Here is a 15,121-nt window from a genome sequence, read left to right as displayed (position 1 = left end):
GGGGTGGCAACCGGGTGAATCAGGTCGTTCGGAGCCGTTTCAGCCGCTCCGCGACGACCTCCAGGTCCGGTGCAGGCAGGGCGTAGTCGAGCCGCAGCGAGCCCTCGCCGCCGGGCCCGAAGTCGGCCCCGTCCGAGGCCTCCAGCCCGCACCGCTCCAGCAGCGCCGCCCGGGCCCCCACCCGCGGCAGGCCGAGCGCGGCGGCGTCCACCCAGAGCAGGTACGAGGCCTGCGGTGCGGAGCGGACGGCGCCGCCGAGCAGGCCGGTCAGCCGGTCCCGGGCGGCCGCCAGGTGCGCCAGCAGCGCGTCCAGCCACGGACCGCCGTGCCGCAGCGCGGCCCGCTGTACCTCCTGCTCCAGCAGCCCGCCCTCCCAGAGCCCGTAGCCCGCCATCACCCCGGTGAACCGCTCGCGCAGCGCGGCGTCCGGCACCAGGGCGAAGCTGCTCGGGATGCCCGGGGCGTTGAAGGTCTTGCCGACCGAGTTGAGCGTGACCGTCCGCTCCCGGTACGGCCCCGCCGCGTCGACGGCCACCGGGTGGCGGTGGCCCGGATGGGTGAGGTCGCCGTGCACCTCGTCCGAGACGAGCACGGCGCCGGCCCGCGCCGTGGCTTCCGCCAGCGCACGGATCTCGGCCGCGGTCCAGACCCGGCCGGAGGGGTTGTGCGGGCTGCTCAGCAGCACGACGCCGGGGGCGCCGGGGCGGTGGTGGGAGTCCGGGCGCCGCGGTCCGGCGGCGGAGGGGGGCAGGGCGGCCAGGTGCCCGGTGAGGGCGGCGAGCGGCAGCCGGTAGCCCGTGGCGTCCTGCTCCAGCGGCACCTCCCGGTACGGCAGGGCGGCGGCCCGGCACAGCTGGGCGAAGCCGCCCCACTCGGGGGTCGGGAACAGCACCGGCCCGGTCGGGCGCGCGGCCTCCAGCAGCAGCCGCACGGCCGTCCGCGGACCGAACGGCAGCAGCACCACCCACGCCGGGTCCACCGTCACCCCGTGCCGCACGCGGTACCAGTCGGCCACCAGCTCCCGGTCGGCGGGATCGCACACCGTGTACCCGTACGCCCGGTGCCGTGCCCGGCGTTCCAGCGCCCGGGCGACGGCCGGCGGTCCGGGCAGGTCCATGTCGGCCAGCCCCATCGCGATCACGCCGGCGGGGTCGGCGGAGCGCCCGGCCCGCGCCCACTTGCTGCTCCCGGTGCCCGTGCGGTCGAAGGGCCGGTCGAAGCCGAACTCGTCCGGCTGGCTGGTCATGCGGCCTCCAGGGGGAACGCGTGGGGAGCGGGTGGGGGAACGGCGGCGGTCAGGGCCACCGGGCGGGCCGTGGCCGCCGTTCCTCCCGTCTTCCCGCCCCGCGGCCCGGATACCCCCGGCCGGCTGCGGTAGCGGCCCGATGCAGTAGCGGGCCGCCGGGCCGTGCGGTAGCGGCGGGTGACGGGCGGTCGCTTCGGAGGATCGCCCGAACCGGCCGGGCAGGGGGCCGGGGCCGGCTGGACGATGATCACGTCCTGTTGGGCGGCGGCACCCCCGGTGCGGCACCGGCCGGAACGTTGCGCCTACGCTGCGGGCCTGGCATGCCGGTCGGGCACCGCACGACGGGCGGCCACCGGCGGGCCGGACGGCCACCGGCAGGAGGAGGGGCGCAGGATGGCGGCGGACGGACAGCACGGACAACAGGGCGACGAGATCACGCTGTTCGTGGCCCGGCGGGTGGAGCCCGGGTACGAGGCGGCGTTCGAGGTCTGGGCGAAGGGCATCCTCGCCGCGGCCGCCGCGCACGAGGGCAACCTCGGGACCGGCCTGCTGCGCCCGGCCGGCCCGGACGACCCCTGGCACCTGCTGCTGCACTTCCGGGACACCGCCGCGTTCCGCTCCTGGCAGGACTCCCCGGCGCGGGCAGCCTGCTTCGCCGAGGCGGACGGGCACCACCACGAGGTGCACCGGCACGAGATCCTCGGCATGGAGGGCTGGTTCGCCACCACCCCGGCCGCGGCCAAGGGACGGCCGCCGGTGCGCTGGAAGATGGCCGTCGCCTCGACGGTGGCGATAGCCCCGCTCACCGTCACGGCGAGCCTGCTGCTCAACCCGCACCTCGCCGGCCTGCCGGTGGCCGTCCGCCCGCTGGTGACCGCGCCGCTGATCAGCGCGCTGATGACCTACGCGGCGCTGCCGGTGGTGACGCGGCTGCTGCGCCGCTGGCTGTTCACCGGGTGAGAGCCGTCCCCCGGGGAGTCACCCCCGCGCCGCCCGGCGCGGCGGGGCCGAGCCGAGGTGGGCCGCCAGCCCGCGCAGGCCGCGGCGCATCATCACGGCGTGGTTGGCCCGGAACACCAGGTGCAGCGGGAGGGCGAGCCGGCGCAGCAGGGCCTTGCCGGGGCGGGTGTCCTCCTCGAACCGGATCAGGCTGCCGCCGTCGTGCGGGGCGACCGTCCAACGGGACCAGCCCGTGAGGTCGCCGGTCATGGCGGCCTCCAGCACCCCCGCCGCCGGATCGCGCCGGACCGTCCGCAGGCCGATCACCAGCCGGTACGGCAGGTAACCGCGCACCACCACCGTGCCGGAGTCCGGGTCGTCCTCCCGGACGGCGCGGATCTCGGGCCACCAGAGCGGGTAGTTCCGGACGTCCTCCAGCACCGCGTACACGGAGTCGGCCGGTGCGGTGAGCCGCCACGCGTCGCGGAACCGGTAGTGGTTGGGGTCCACGCCCGCACTATAGGGCGTGCCCGCCGGGCGCAGTCGCCACCGGAACCCTGCCGCGCCGCGAACCGCCCCCGCCCGCCCTACGCAGACTCGTTCAGGGTGAAGGCCGTGTTGACCAGCGCGACGTGGGTGAACGCCTGCGGGGTGTTGCCGAGTTGGCGCCGGGCGCGCGGATCCCACTGCTCGGAGAGCAGGCCGAGGTCGTTGCCGAGCCCGACCACCCGGGCGAACAGGTCCCGGGCCTCCGTCCGGCGGCCGGTGGCGGCCAGTGCGTCGGCGAGCCAGAACGAACAGGCCAGGAAGGCCCCTTCGCCGCCGGGCAGGCCGTCGGTGCGCTGCCGGGCCTGGTAGCGGCGGACCAGGCCGCCGTGGTCCAGGCCCTCCCGGATCGCGTCCACGGTACGGACCACGCGCGGGTCGTCCGGCGGCAGGAAGCCGGTCTTGACCACGAACAGCGTTGCCGCGTCCAGCCCCTGGCCGCCGTAGTGCTGGACGAACACCCCGCGCCGCCGGTCGTAGCCGTTCGCGCAGACGTCGGCGTGGACGGCGTCGCGCATGGCCCGCCAGCGGTCGACGGGTGCGGGCAGGCCGGTGGCCTCGGCCAGCCGGACGGCGCGGTCGGCGGCCACCCAGGACATCACCTTGGAGTGGACGAAGTGCTGCCGCCCGCCGCGGACCTCCCAGAGGCCCTCGTCCGGCTCCTGCCAGTGCCGCTCCAGGTAGTCCATCAGTGCCCGGAGCAGGGTCCAGACGTGCCGCTCCATCGGCAGGCCGGCCAGCAGGGCGAGGTGCAGGGTGTCGACCACCTCGCCGTAGACGTCGAGTTGGAGCTGGTCTACGGCGGCGTTGCCGAACCGGACCGGCCGGGAGCCCTCGTAGCCGGGCAGCCAGTCGGCGATGGTCTCGCCGAGGACGCGCTCGCCGGCCACGCCGTAGACGGCCTGCAGGTCGCGGGGCTCGCCGGCGATGGCGCGCAGCAGCCAGCGGCGCCAGGCGGCGGCCTCCTCGCGGAAGCCGCCGCGCAGCAGCGCGGAGAGCGTCATCGAGGAGTCCCGCAGCCAGCAGAACCGGTAGTCCCAGTTGCGCATCCCGCCGATCCGCTCGGGCAGCGAGGCGGTCGCGGCGGCGACGATCCCGCCGGTGGGTTCGTAGGCGAGGGCCTTGAGGGTGATCAGCGAGCGCAGGACGGCGTCCCGCCACTCGCCGTCGTAGCGGCAGCCGTCGGCCCAGTGCTGCCAGTCGCGGAGGGTGGCGACCAGCGCGTCCTCGGTGTCGGTGCGCGGGGTGGTGGGCAGGTGGGAGGGCTGCCAGGTGAGCACGAAGGCGGTGCGGCGGCCGGGGGTGGTGGTGAATTCGGAGACGGTGACGCCGTCCAGGCCGTAGGTGTGCACCCCGGGCGGGACCCGCAGCCAGGCCGAGTCGGGCCCGGCGACGGCGACCCGGTGGCGGCCGGTGCGGCGGACCCAGGGCTCGATCCGGCCGTAGTTGAACCGCAGTCGAAGTTCGCCGCGGACCGGCACGCTGCCCTCGATCCCCTCGACGATCCGGATCAGCTGGGGGGTGCGCCGGCCGCCCTGGCCGCGCTGGGGCATGAAGTCGGTGACCCGGACGGCGCCCTCGGGGGTGCGCCACTCACTCTCCAGCACCAGGCTGTCGCTCCGGTAGCGGCGGGTGGAACACTGCGCGGCGCCGACCGGGGCGAGCCGCCACGCACCGTGTTCGCCGCCGCCGAGCAGACCGGAGAAGCAGCTGGGGGAGTCGAACCGGGGCAGGCAGAGCCAGTCGACCGAGCCGTCCCGGCCCACCAGGGCGGCGGTCTGCAGGTCGCCGATCAGGGCGTAGTCCTCGATGCGTCCGGCCATCGGCTCCATTCTCGGTCGTCGGCGCCGGAACGGCAGTCCGGACGGCCGCGGCGCGCCGCGGGCGTCGAGTGGAAGCGCTCCGTCAGCGCCCGACGGGAACCCGCCGGTGGGAGGGCGGAACTCCGCTTGCACGCGTTCGGCGTGCAGGGGAGGATCTTTTGTGCTTGTAGTCTCATCAGTCGCAGCAGTCCCGTCAGACAGCTGGCTTCCCGGAACCGGAACGAAGGAGTCCCTAGGATGCGGCGACCGAACTGGGTACCGGAGGGCACGGACCTGGACAAACCGAACGCCGCGCGGGTCTACGACTACTACCTCGGCGGTTCGCACAACTTCGAGGTGGACCGGGAGATGGCCCGCAAGGCGATAGCCCTGTGGCCGGAGCTGCCCCAGATCATGCGGTCCAACCGCGCCTTCCTGCGCCGCGCGGTGCAGTTCGTCGCGGAGCAGGGCATCACGCGCTTCCTCGACATCGGTTCCGGCATCCCCACCTTCGGCGCGGTGCACGAGATCGCCCGGGCGATCAACCCCGAGTCCGAGGTGGTCTACGTCGACCGCGACCCCGTCGCCGCCGCGCACAGCCGGCTGCTGCTGCAGGACGACCCGCAGAGCGCCGTCGTCCAGGCCGACCTGCGGGACGTCGACGACCTGCTGGAGCGCCCCGAGGTGCGTGCGCTGCTGGCGCCCGGCGAGCCGGTGGCCGTGCTGCTGGTCGCCGTCCTGCACTTCGTCGGCGACGCCGACGACCCGTGGAAGCTCGTCGCGGTGCTGCGCGACGCCCTGCCGCCCGGCAGCGCGCTGGTGCTGTCGCACGCCTCACTGGAGGGCCGCCCCGACCAGGCCGAGGACCACCAGAAGCTGTACCGGATGACGCCCACCCCGCTGACCATGCGCACCGTCGAGCAGATCACCGCGATGTTCACCGGCTTCGAGCTGGTCGAGCCCGGCGTCGTCTACCTGCCGCAGTGGCGTCCGGACCAGCCCGAGGCGGTCGGCCAGCACCCCGAGCGGATGACCGGGGTGGCGGGCGTGGGGTTCCGCGCGTGAACGTGAGCGCGACGGCGGTCCCCCCGGCCGGCGGCCGGGGCGGAACCGCCCGGCGCCGCGCCGCCGGCGCGGCCGCCGTTCCGCGCAGCGGGGAGGGAGCGTGAGCGAGGCGCCGGTGCCGAGCAGCGCCGAACGGTTCCACGAGGACTGGGCGCGGCTGCTCTCCGGTGACCACGGCACGGCCGTCCACCCCGGCCTGCTCGGCCGGCTGGTCTCCCGGACCGCCGCGTTGCTCCACCGCGCCCAGCAGGACCAGCCGTTCGAGCCGCACCTGGCCGAGCAGGCCGGCGCCGAGCTGGTCGACGCCCACTTCACCGACCCGGTCGTGCTGGCCCGGGCCGTCGAGCTGCTCCAGGAACAGCCGGCCTCCGACGGCCGCGGCCCGGCGGTGTGCGGCGCCTTCGCGGCCGGCTGGGCCGCCGCCCTGCGCGAGCGCACGCTGCGTGAGCAGGAGGCGATCCGCACCGCCGCCGACGCCGCCCGCAAGGAGGCCGAGCGGGCGCTGCGCGCCTCCGAGGCCCGCTTCCGCGCGCTGTTCGAGAGCGCCGCGATCGGCATCGGCATCGGCGACACCGAGGGCAACATCCTGGCCGTCAACAAGGCGCTGCAGGAGCTGTTCGGAGCCGCGCCGGAGGACATGCAGGGCCGCCGGGTCGGCGACCTCGTCCACCCCGAGGACACCCCCGGCGTCTGGGAGGCGTACGAGGAGCTGATCAGCGGCAAGCGGGACTACTTCCAGGTCGACAAGCCGTACTACCGGCAGGACGGCGAGGTGGTCTGGACCCACCTGACGGTCTCGCTGATCCGCGACGACGACGGCCGCCCGCAGTACCAGGTGGCGATGCTGGAGGACATCACCGACCGCTACCGCCTCCAGGAGCGGCTGCGCCACCAGGCCACCCACGACCCGCTGACCGGCCTGCCCAACCGGGCCGCCTTCTTCGAGCGGCTGGAGAAGCTCTTCGAGGAGCCGGACCCGGGTGCCCGGTTCGGGCTCTGCTACGTGGACCTCGACGGCTTCAAGGTGGTCAACGACAGCCTCGGGCACGACACCGGGGACCAGCTGCTCTCCGCCGTCGCCGCCCGGCTCAAGGCCGCCCTCACCCCGCTCGGCCACCTGGTCGCCCGGCTCGGCGGCGACGAGTTCGTGGTGCTGCTGGAGAACTGCCGCGGTGAGCAGGAGGCGGTGGCCGCCGCCAAGACCGTGCTGAAGGCGCTGGCCGGACCGGTGCTGATCGGCGATCACAAGCTGGCCGTCGGCGCGAGCGTGGGCGTGCTGGAGCGGCGCGTCTCCACCACCACACCCGGCGCCGCCGTCCGCGCCGCGGACCTGACGCTGTACCGGGCCAAGGAGGCCGGCCGCGGCCGGTGGACGCTCTTCGACCCCAAGGAGAACGCCCGCGCCGTCAGCCGCTACGCGGTCTCGGTCCGGATGCCCGCCGCGCTGGACCGCGGCGAGTTCTTCATCGACTACCAGCCGCTCTACGCACTGGCCGACGGCCGGCTCGCCGCGGTGGAGGCGCTGGTGCGCTGGCGCCACCCGCAGCTCGGCGTGCTCGGCCCGGACGAGTTCGTCACGACCGCGGAGGAGACCGGCCTGATCATGCCGCTCGGCCGCTGGGTGCTGGAGCAGGCGTGCGGTCAGGCGGCCGACTGGACCAAGCGGTTCGGCGGCGACGCGCCGCAGCTCAACGTCAACCTGGCGGTCCGTCAGGCCCGCAGTGCCGCGCTCGTCACCGACCTCGACCGGATCCTCGACACCACCGGCCTGGACCCGGCCCTGCTCCAGCTGGAGATCACCGAGTCGACCGTGGTCGGCCCGGAGGACGAGGCGCTGCGCACCCTGCACGGCCTGGTCGACCTCGGCGTCTCGCTCGCGGTGGACGACTTCGGCACCGGCTGGTCCAACCTCGCCTACCTGCGCGACCTCCCGGTCTCCGGGCTGAAGATCGCCGGCTCGTTCGTCGGCGACCTGCACGACCCGGCCAAGGACGAGGCCACCGGCTGGCGGATCGTCAGCGGCCTGGTGTCGATGGCGCACGCGCTGGGGCTGACCGTCACGGCCGAGGGCGTGGAGACCCGCAAGGACGCCGAGCGGCTGCGCAGCATCGGCTGCGACTGGGCGCAGGGCTGGCACTTCGGGCGGCCGGTGCGGCCGGGGGAGATCGCCCGGCGGATCGCCGAGGAGCCGGAGGGCCGGCCGGTCGGGCGCTGAGCGGGCCGCTGCCCGGGGCCGCCCGCCCGGGCGCGCGCCCTGCGCCGCGGCAGGGCGTCACGGCGCCGCGACACGGCCGGGGCCGGCCGCGTTCCGGTGCCCGCGGGCCGCCCGGCCGGATCCACCCGATCCATTCCGAATCGGGCATAAGAAACCAATCCCCACAAACCCCTTGACGTGGCGCAGATCACCTGGGCACGATGAGGCCCTGGCACACCCCGCACCCCGGTGCGGGAAGCACATTGGCCAGTTCGACAGACCGGGCGCTCCGGCGCCCGAGCGAGAGCAGGCGGCGCGCACCCCATTCGGCCGCGAGAGTCGCTCTCCAGCTTTTCGGCAGTCCCCCCGGGGACTTCCCTCCGGGGCCCCGCCCCCCGCGCATCAGTCGCGCGCCCGGGCCCGCCCCGTTCCATCAGGGGCCGCGCCGTGCCCGGCGCCGCCCGCCGCCTCCCCCCGAGAGGCCGTCCTCGATGAGTACCACCGTGCCCAACCACGTCGTTCCGCACCCGGAGCAGGACGGCCGGCCCAACCGCCGCGCCGAGGACCGGGCCGTCGCCCGGCGGCCGATGCGCCGGGCCGGGGACGGCGTCCCCAGCAAGCACAGCGTGACGCTGGTCGTTCCCGCGCAGAACGAGGCCCGGAACATCCCCTGGGTATTCGAGCAGATCCCGCGCTGCGTCGACGAGGTCATCCTGGTCGACGGTTCGTCCAGCGACGCCACCATCCCGATGGCCCGGCACTGCCTGCCGACCGTCCGCAGCGTCGCCCAGCGCGGCCCCGGCAAGGGCAACGCCCTGCGCACCGGCTTCGCCGCCGCGTCCGGCGAGTACATCGTCATGCTGGACGCCGACGGGTCCATGTGGCCCGGCGAGATCCCGCACTTCCTCCACTTCCTCGACCACGGCTACGACTTCGTCAAGGGCTCCCGGTGCATCGCGGGCGGCGGCTCGCTGGACTTCACCCGGATCCGCTCGCTCGGCAACCGGGTCCTGCTCACCGTGGTCAACCGCCTGTACGACGCACACCTCACCGACCTGTGCTACGGCTACTGTGCCTTCCGCCGCTCCTTCCTGGACGCGCTCGACCTGCGGTCGACCGGCTTCGAGATCGAGGCCGAGATGATCGCGCACGCGCTGCGCTCCGGACTGCGGATCGCCGAGGTGCCGAGCCTGGAACTCCCCCGCCGCAGCGGCCGCTCCCACCTCCACGCCGTCTCCGACGGCCACCGGGTGCTGAGGACCCTGATCTCCGAGCGTCCCGGCGCCCGGGCCTCGGCGGCCCCTTCCGCGGAGGAGCGATGATGAATGGCTCCGACCGGCGCACCGCAGCTGCCTGTCCGCGCCCTGCCGCCCGCGACTCGCTCTACACCCCCGTCCGCGTCGTCGACCTGGACCTGGACGAGCCGAGCGGGCTGCGCTCGCCCGGCGGTCTCGGTGCCGCCGACCCGGCCGGCCGCGTGTTGGCGTTGGTGCGGCTGCACGGACACCCGCTCGGCTTGGTCACGGCCACCGGAACAGCAGGCGACTCCGCCACGCTGCGCCGGGCGCTGGTCGACGCCGCTCACCGGGAACTCCCCGTTCCCGCCCTGTCCACCGCGACACCCGCGGCGCGTCCTGGTCGGGTCGGACGCGCCCGGGTGCCTGCGGGCCCGCCGACCGTCAGCGTGATCGTCTGCACCCGGGACCGCGCCGAAATGCTGCCCCGCTGCCTGGACTCGCTGGTGGGCATCGGATCGCCCGCGATCGAGGTGATCGTGGTGGACAACGCCCCCCGGACCGACGCCACCGAGCGGCTGGTCCGATCGCGCTACGGCGACCGGGTCCGGTACGTCCGGGAGCCCCTGCCGGGCCTGTCCCGGGCCCGCAACCGGGGCGTCGCCGCCGCCCGCGGCGACATCTGCGCCTTCACGGACGACGACGCCATCGCCGACTCCCGCTGGGTGACGGCCCTGGCGGAGGCGTTCCAGTCGGACGACCGGATCGGCTGCGTGACCGGTCTGGTGCTGCCCGCCGAGCTCGACACCGAGGCGCAGTTCGTCGTGGAGGAGTACTGCGGCCCCGGCCGGGGATTCGCCGCCCGGAGCTGGTCGCTCCGGGAACCGCTGGCCGACCCGCTGGTCCAGTTCTCCACGGGCCGCTTCGGGATGGGCGCCAACATGGCCTTCCGCACCGACGTGATCCGCTCCGTCGGCGGCTTCGACCCGGCGACCGGCACCGGCACGCCCTCGCGCGGCGGGGAGGACCTGCTCTCCTTCCAGCAGGTGCTGACCGCCGGGCACACCATCGCCTACCAGCCCGACGCGATCATCTGGCACCGGCACCGGCGGACCATGGAGGCGCTCGCCCACCAGATCAGCGGCTTCGGCGTCGGCTTCGGCGCGTACCTGGCGGCGGCGGTCTCGCACCGGCCGAGCCTGCTCGCCGACCTCGTCCGGCGGCTGCCCTACGGGGTGTGGCGATGGCACGTCGCCCACCGGGTGGCCCCCCACGTCGGGCGGGTCGACAGCGGCACCCTGCGCAGCCTCCGCAAGCTGGAGCGCCGCGGGCTGCTGTACGGCCCGTTCTGCTACCTGTTCACCGTCTGGCAGCAGCGCCGCCCCGGTGCGGCGGGCCGCGTCGGAGGTCAGCCGTCATGAACGCCCCGATCGCCCTTCCGTCCGCGCCCGTCGCCGTCGCCGAGCTGGACCTCGAACGCCCGGAGGAACTGCACCGCCCCGGACGGGGTGAGGTGTTCTCCCCGAACGGGCGCGTCCTGGCGCTGATCCGGCACCGGGGACAGCCCCTCGGCCTGGTGACCGCCGAGGCCGTGCCCGGCGACCGGGACGGACTCTGCCACGCCCTGACCGCGGCGGCGGCCCGTGAACTGGACCTGCCCGCGCCCGGCGCCCCGCCGGCCGCCGCCCCGCCGGCACGGCCGGCCGGCACCCCGCTGGTGAGCGTCGTCGTGTGCACGCACGACCGCGCCGACCTGCTGCCGCGCTCCCTGGACGCCCTGCTGGCCGGCACCTACCGGCACACCGAGGTGATCGTGGTCGACAACGCCCCCTCGGACCGGGCCACCGAACTGCTCGTCCGGCTCCGCTACCCGGGCCGGGTCCGCTACGTCCACGAGCCGGTGCCCGGCCTGGCCCGGGCCCGCAACCGCGGCCTGGCCGTGGCCCACGGCGAGATCTGCGCCTTCGCCGACGACGACCTCCTGATCGACGCCGGGTGGGCGGCCGCCCTGGTCGACGGCTTCCGCTCGGACCCGCGGGTGGGCTGTGTGACCGGACTGGTGCTGCCCGCCGAGCTGGACACCCGGGCGCAGATCGCGCTGGAGCGCTACTGCGGCTACGCCAAGGGCTTCACCGTGCGCAGCTGGTCGCTCGCCGAACCGTCCGACGACCCGCTCTTCCCCTTCGCCACCGGCCGGCTCGGCACCGGGGCCAACATGGCCTTCCGCACCGGCCTGCTCCGCTCCCTCGGCGGCTTCGACCCCGCCACCAGCACCGGCACCCCGGCACGCGGCGGGGAGGACCTGCTCTCCTTCCTCCAGGTGCTGACCTCCGGCCACACCGTCGTGTACCGGCCGGACGCCCTGGTCTGGCACCCCCACCGCCGCTCCATGGAGTCGCTGACCACCCAGGTCTTCGGCTTCGGCGTCGGCTTCGGCGCCTACCTCGCCGCCGCCGCCCGCCGGCAGCCGCTGCTGCTGGCCGCCCTGCTCGCCCGGGTGCCGCGCGGAGTCCGGCAGACCCTGCACCGGGGCGCCCCGGCCGGGGCACGCCGCGACCCGCTGATGGCCCACCTCGGGCGGCTGGAGCTCCTCGGGCTGGTCTACGGGCCGGTCTGCTACCTGCGCAGCGTCCGGATGCAACGCCGGGCCGACCACTCGGCGAGGCCGTGATGTCCATCCTCGACCACGCCCGCTCCCGGCGGAGGACCGCGTCCGCCCGGCCGTGCTCGTGCCCGGTGGCGCTCCCCTGCGAGTGCACCTACCCCGTACTGCTGCGAGCCCGGCTCAAGGCCATGACCGAGCGGCTGCGCGCGGACGCCCTGATGCACAACGGCCACGTGCTGGCCGCGAGTTCGATCGTCGCAGCCGGGCTCGGCGCGTTCTTCTGGATCCTCGCCACCCGCTACTACTCCGTCGAGACGGTCGGGCGCAGCTACGCGGCGCTGTCGGCCGCGATGTTCCTGGCCACGCTCGGCAGCCTCAACCTCGGGGACGCCCTGGTGCGGTTCGTCCCGGCCGCCGGCCGGCACACCAGGCGCCTGGTGCTGTGGTGCTACGCGGTCAGCGCCGGGTGCAGCGCCCTGGTCGCGGTCGGCTTCCTGCTGCTGATCCCGGTGGTCGCACCCAACCTGCGCTTCCTGCACTCGCCGGTGCTCACGGTCTCCTTCGTCGCGGCCACCGCCGGCTACGCGATCTTCGTCCTCCAGGACGGCGCGCTCACCGGAACCCGCCGCACCGGCTGGGTGCTCGGCGAGAACGCGGTCTTCGCGGTCGCCAAGTCCCTGCTCCTCGCGGGCTGCGCGGCCCTGGCCGTCGGCACCGGCATCCTGGTCGCCTGGGCGGTCGCCATGGTCGTCTCGATCGCACTGGCCAACGTGGTGCTGTTCCGCCGGGCCGTGCCGGCCCACGAGGCGGCCGACGACGGCGGCGCCGAACCGCCCCAGCGGGTCCTGCGCTGGGCCGGCGCCGACTACCTGGGCAACCTCTTCAGCTTCGCGAGCTACAGCGCCGTCCCCCTGATCGTGCTGGCCCAGCTCGGCCCGGAGGGCAGCGCCTACTACTCGCTGGCCTTCGTCATCGCCTCCACCCTCTTCGTCGCGACGTTCAGCATGGGCCACTCGCTGGTCGTCGAGGGCGCCCGCGACCCGCGGCGGCTCGCCGAGTACGCCCGGCGGATGCTGCGCCACACCGGCCTGCTGCTGTCGGGCGCCGTGCTCGTCATCGTGGTCGGTGCGCCCTGGATCCTGAGCGTGTTCGGCGCCTCCTACGCCGCGAACGGCACCGCGGTGCTGCGGCTGCTCGCCCTGTGCGCGCTGCCGATCGCGGTGACCAACGTGGTCATCCAGGTGGCCCGGGTCCGTCGCGCGCTGCCCTGGATGGTCGGGGTGCGGATGGCCTCCGCCGTCATGATCATCACCCTGGTCTCGCTGCTGCTGCCGCGCTACGGACTGGTCGGCGTGGGCCTCGCCTGGGTGATCGCCGAGTACACGCTGGCGGCGTTCCTGCTCGTCGTCCTGCGGCGCTGGCTGCGGACCATGGAGGCGCCGGCCGCCGAGCCGCGGGTCGCGCAGCCGGTCGCCACGGAAGGAGGCGAGGGCGATGAGCACTGACCGCTCCGCCGAGCCGGTCGACCGGTCGTCCGACCGGGCCGGTGACCGGACCCCCGGGCCCGCCGACGGCCCCGGGCCGAGCCTGACCGTCGTGATCTGCGCCTACACCGTCGAGCGCTGGGACGACCTGTGCGCCGCCGTCGCCTCGGTCCACGCCCAGCACCGTCCCCCGGACGAACTGCTGCTCGTCGTCGACCACTGCCCCGAACTCCTCCGCCTCGCCCGGGAGCACCTCTCCACCGGCCTGCGGATCCTCGCCAACGCGCAGCGGCGCGGCCTCTCCGGCGCCCGCAACACCGCCCTGGGAGCGGCCCGCGGCGAGCTGATCGCCTTCCTCGACGACGACGCCACCGCCGCCCCCGACTGGACCCGGCACCTGCTGGCCGGCTACCGGGCACCGGAGGTGCTCGGCGTCGGCGGCCTGGTCCGGCCGTGGTGGCAGAGCGGCCGCCCCAGCTGGTTCCCGCCCGAGTTCGACTGGGTGGTCGGCTGCTCCTACCGGGGCCTGCCGCGCCGGGCCGCCCGGGTGCGCAACTTCATCGGCGCCAACATGTCCTTCCGCCGCGCCGAGGCGCTGGCCGCCGGCGGCTTCCGGACCGACCTCGGCCGGGTCGGGCGGCGCCCGCTCGGCTGCGAGGAGACCGAACTCTGCATCCGGCTGGTCGCCCGGCACCCGGGCGCCGTGCTCCGCTACGAGCCGGCCGCCGCCGTCCGCCACCGGGTGCCGCCGGCCCGCACCACCCTCTCCTACTTCGCCGCGCGCTGCTTCGCCGAAGGCCGTTCCAAGGCCGCGGTGGTGAAGCACGACGGCGCCGCCGCCGGCCTCGCGAGCGAGCGCACCTACCTGCGGCACACCGTGCCCGCCGCGGTGCTGCGCAGCCTGCGCCGGTGGCGCCCCGCCACGGCGGCGGCGCTCTGCGCCGGCGTCGCCCTGACCGCCGCCGGCTACCTCACCGGTTCCGCCGGCGGCCGAACCGGACGGACCGTGCCCCGCCGGACCGGAGCGGTCCGTCCGGTCACCGGAGGCGAGCCCGCCGACGGCGAGCCCTCCCGTGACGAGCCCTCCCGTGACGAGCCCACCCGCGACGAGCCCACCGGGCTCCGCCCCACCGCGGCCGGCCGGCCGGCCACAGGTGCACCCACCTGGGGTGCGCCATGAACGAGATACCCGTCTTCCTCTACCACTCGGTCTCGGACGACCCGCCGTCCTGGCTCGCGCCGTACACCGTCACGCCCGCCCTGTTCCGCGAGCAGCTGGCCCGCATCGCGGACAACGGCCTGCAACTCGTACCGCTGCGCCGCCTGGTCGCCGCCCTGCGCGGCGGACCGCAGCTGCCGCCCGGCGCCGCCGTCCTGACCTTCGACGACGGCTACGCCGACTTCTACTGGACGGTCGCCCCGATCCTCTCCGACGACGGGCTGCCCGCCACCCTGTACGTCACCACCGGAGCCCTCCACCCGCCCGGCGGGCGCGGCACCGGCAGCATGCTGCCGCCGGCGCCGATGCTGAACTGGCGCCAGCTCGGCACCCTGGACGCCCTGGGCGTCGAGATCGGCGCCCACTCCCGGACCCACGTCCCGATGGACACCGTCTACGGCAAGCGGCTGACCGACGAGATCGCCGGCTGCAAGACGGAGCTGGAGGACGTCCTCGGCCACGAGGTCGTCTCCTTCGCCTACCCGCACGGGTACTCGGGCGCCGAGGTCCGCCGCAAGGTCGCCCAGGCCGGGTACACCTCGGCCGCCGCCGTCCGGAACGCCTTCAGCTCCCCGGCCGACGACCCGCTGCGGATCGCCCGCCTGATGGTCCGCTCCGACACACCGCCGCAGGTGTTCGACGACTGGACGAAGCGCCGGGGCGCCCCGACCGCGCCCTTCCACGAGAGTGCCGCCACCCGGGCGTGGCGGACGTACCGCCGCCTGCGCGCGGCTCTCGGCCGCCCGGTGGGCGGACCACCGAGAGGCCGCGGTCAGGAGTGATCAC

At 75.2% G+C, this 15,121-nt stretch carries 12 protein-coding genes; 9 read left to right on the top strand and 3 right to left on the bottom strand.

What is annotated here, in order from left to right:
* Window positions 1-19: 19 nt before the first annotated feature.
* Entirely contained in the window at window positions 20-1,246 is a 1,227-nt protein-coding gene (locus tag ACIPSC_RS14320) for an aminotransferase class I/II-fold pyridoxal phosphate-dependent enzyme (protein WP_400825738.1), read from the bottom strand.
* A 393-nt stretch (window positions 1,247-1,639) separates the two neighbouring features.
* Between ACIPSC_RS14320 and ACIPSC_RS14315 the strand changes: the two genes are divergently transcribed.
* Complete coding sequence (locus ACIPSC_RS14315) at window positions 1,640-2,206, top strand: antibiotic biosynthesis monooxygenase (protein ID WP_400825736.1); 567 nt, start codon at window positions 1,640-1,642, stop codon at window positions 2,204-2,206.
* Window positions 2,207-2,224: 18 nt separating this feature from the next.
* Here the strand turns inward: ACIPSC_RS14315 and ACIPSC_RS14310 are convergent, their stop codons facing one another.
* Together ACIPSC_RS14310 and ACIPSC_RS14305 are read right to left on the bottom strand one after the other, a co-directional pair.
* A complete protein-coding gene (locus tag ACIPSC_RS14310) occupies window positions 2,225-2,695 on the bottom strand; it encodes an SRPBCC family protein (RefSeq protein ID WP_400825734.1) in 471 nt (156 codons plus the stop codon).
* Window positions 2,696-2,772: 77 nt separating this feature from the next.
* On the bottom strand, window positions 2,773-4,554 hold the full coding sequence (locus tag ACIPSC_RS14305; RefSeq protein ID WP_400825733.1) for a glycoside hydrolase family 15 protein: 1,782 nt from the start codon (window positions 4,552-4,554) through the stop codon (window positions 2,773-2,775).
* A 237-nt stretch (window positions 4,555-4,791) separates the two neighbouring features.
* Between ACIPSC_RS14305 and ACIPSC_RS14300 the strand changes: the two genes are divergently transcribed.
* The 8 genes from ACIPSC_RS14300 (at window position 4,792) to ACIPSC_RS14265 (ending at window position 15,117) form a co-directional block, all read left to right on the top strand.
* Window positions 4,792-5,598 carry an SAM-dependent methyltransferase gene (locus ACIPSC_RS14300; RefSeq protein ID WP_400825732.1) on the top strand — a complete coding sequence of 269 codons (807 nt, stop codon included), beginning with the start codon at window positions 4,792-4,794 and terminating at the stop codon, window positions 5,596-5,598.
* A 100-nt stretch (window positions 5,599-5,698) separates the two neighbouring features.
* Window positions 5,699-7,813, top strand: coding sequence for a putative bifunctional diguanylate cyclase/phosphodiesterase (locus tag ACIPSC_RS14295; protein ID WP_400825730.1), 2,115 nt, complete (start codon window positions 5,699-5,701; stop codon window positions 7,811-7,813).
* Between the two features lie 470 nt (window positions 7,814-8,283).
* Window positions 8,284-9,114, top strand: coding sequence for a glycosyltransferase family 2 protein (locus tag ACIPSC_RS14290; protein ID WP_400825728.1), 831 nt, complete (start codon window positions 8,284-8,286; stop codon window positions 9,112-9,114).
* Entirely contained in the window at window positions 9,111-10,448 is a 1,338-nt protein-coding gene (locus ACIPSC_RS14285) for a glycosyltransferase (RefSeq protein WP_400825726.1), read from the top strand. The genes ACIPSC_RS14290 and ACIPSC_RS14285 overlap by 4 nt, the downstream gene beginning before the upstream one ends.
* Window positions 10,445-11,698: a glycosyltransferase gene (locus tag ACIPSC_RS14280; RefSeq protein WP_400825724.1), complete on the top strand. Its 1,254-nt coding sequence runs from the start codon at window positions 10,445-10,447 to the stop codon at window positions 11,696-11,698. The genes ACIPSC_RS14285 and ACIPSC_RS14280 overlap by 4 nt, the downstream gene beginning before the upstream one ends.
* The gene (locus ACIPSC_RS14275) at window positions 11,698-13,137 is read left to right on the top strand and encodes a lipopolysaccharide biosynthesis protein (protein ID WP_400825721.1); all 1,440 of its coding nucleotides are present in this window, start codon (window positions 11,698-11,700) and stop codon (window positions 13,135-13,137) included. The genes ACIPSC_RS14280 and ACIPSC_RS14275 overlap by 1 nt, the downstream gene beginning before the upstream one ends.
* On the top strand, window positions 13,127-14,296 hold the full coding sequence (locus ACIPSC_RS14270; RefSeq protein WP_400825719.1) for a glycosyltransferase family 2 protein: 1,170 nt from the start codon (window positions 13,127-13,129) through the stop codon (window positions 14,294-14,296). Before ACIPSC_RS14275 ends, ACIPSC_RS14270 begins: the two co-directional genes overlap by 11 nt.
* Window positions 14,293-15,117, top strand: a complete 825-nt coding sequence (locus ACIPSC_RS14265) for a polysaccharide deacetylase family protein (RefSeq protein ID WP_400825717.1) — start codon at window positions 14,293-14,295, stop codon at window positions 15,115-15,117. Before ACIPSC_RS14270 ends, ACIPSC_RS14265 begins: the two co-directional genes overlap by 4 nt.
* Window positions 15,118-15,121: the final 4 nt, after the last annotated feature.

It is taken from the genome of Kitasatospora sp. NPDC090091, assembly GCF_044747365.1.
In the GTDB taxonomy this organism is placed as follows: Bacteria; Actinomycetota; Actinomycetes; order Streptomycetales; family Streptomycetaceae; genus Kitasatospora.
This window is presented reverse-complemented; position numbering and strand designations above follow the sequence as displayed.

What these genes read in the sequence shown, in the direction of transcription:
- ACIPSC_RS14320 (WP_400825738.1), bottom strand. Translation starts at nt 1,246, where the DNA reads ATGACCAGCCAGCCGGACGAGTTCGGCTTCGACCGGCCCTTCGACCGC.
- ACIPSC_RS14315 (WP_400825736.1), top strand. Translation starts at nt 1,640, where the DNA reads ATGGCGGCGGACGGACAGCACGGACAACAGGGCGACGAGATCACGCTG.
- ACIPSC_RS14305 (WP_400825733.1), bottom strand. Translation starts at nt 4,554, where the DNA reads ATGGCCGGACGCATCGAGGACTACGCCCTGATCGGCGACCTGCAGACC.
- ACIPSC_RS14300 (WP_400825732.1), top strand. Translation starts at nt 4,792, where the DNA reads ATGCGGCGACCGAACTGGGTACCGGAGGGCACGGACCTGGACAAACCG.
- ACIPSC_RS14290 (WP_400825728.1), top strand. Translation starts at nt 8,284, where the DNA reads ATGAGTACCACCGTGCCCAACCACGTCGTTCCGCACCCGGAGCAGGAC.
- ACIPSC_RS14285 (WP_400825726.1), top strand. Translation starts at nt 9,111, where the DNA reads ATGATGAATGGCTCCGACCGGCGCACCGCAGCTGCCTGTCCGCGCCCT.
- ACIPSC_RS14280 (WP_400825724.1), top strand. Translation starts at nt 10,445, where the DNA reads ATGAACGCCCCGATCGCCCTTCCGTCCGCGCCCGTCGCCGTCGCCGAG.
- ACIPSC_RS14275 (WP_400825721.1), top strand. Translation starts at nt 11,698, where the DNA reads ATGTCCATCCTCGACCACGCCCGCTCCCGGCGGAGGACCGCGTCCGCC.
- ACIPSC_RS14270 (WP_400825719.1), top strand. Translation starts at nt 13,127, where the DNA reads ATGAGCACTGACCGCTCCGCCGAGCCGGTCGACCGGTCGTCCGACCGG.
- ACIPSC_RS14265 (WP_400825717.1), top strand. Translation starts at nt 14,293, where the DNA reads ATGAACGAGATACCCGTCTTCCTCTACCACTCGGTCTCGGACGACCCG.